The sequence below is a fragment of the Pseudomonas sp. E45-MNA-CIBAN-0222 genome (assembly GCF_040310405.1).
Classification (GTDB): Bacteria; Pseudomonadota; Gammaproteobacteria; order Pseudomonadales; family Pseudomonadaceae; genus Stutzerimonas; species Stutzerimonas stutzeri_AC.
In genome coordinates this window covers 1-268 of record NZ_JBEOPU010000114.1, presented here as the reverse complement: position 1 = coordinate 268, position 268 = coordinate 1, and the positions used below count along the sequence as shown (strand labels likewise).

Sequence of the window (268 nt, the reverse complement as noted above, 5' to 3'; positions counted from 1 at the left end):
ATTATACAGCTGTGATGTTATCAGCTTGTGGACCTTTTTGACCTTGTGAAAGAGTAAACTCTACACGTTGGCCTTCAGCTAAAGTTTTGAAACCTTCGCTTTTGATTGCTGAGAAATGTGCGAAAACGTCTGGGCCATTTTCTTGCTCGATGAAACCAAAACCTTTAGACTCGTTAAACCACTTAACTGTACCTGATACGATGTTAGACATTGTAATATCCTGAAATAAAAATAAAAATATGCTCATAAGAGCGGGTGTAGCAAAAAA

General features: G+C 37.3%; 1 protein-coding gene. It reads right to left on the bottom strand.

The genetic code is table 11. From position 1 onward, the window contains the following. Position 1: 1 nt before the first annotated feature. Entirely contained in the window at positions 2-211 is a 210-nt protein-coding gene (locus AAEZ08_RS22975) for a cold-shock protein (RefSeq protein ID WP_002959120.1), read from the bottom strand. Between the last annotated feature and the right edge of the window lie 57 nt (positions 212-268).

Excerpts from the sequence above, each read along its gene's own strand:
- AAEZ08_RS22975 (WP_002959120.1), bottom strand. The coding sequence starts at position 211 with ATGTCTAACATCGTATCAGGTACAGTTAAGTGGTTTAACGAGTCTAAA.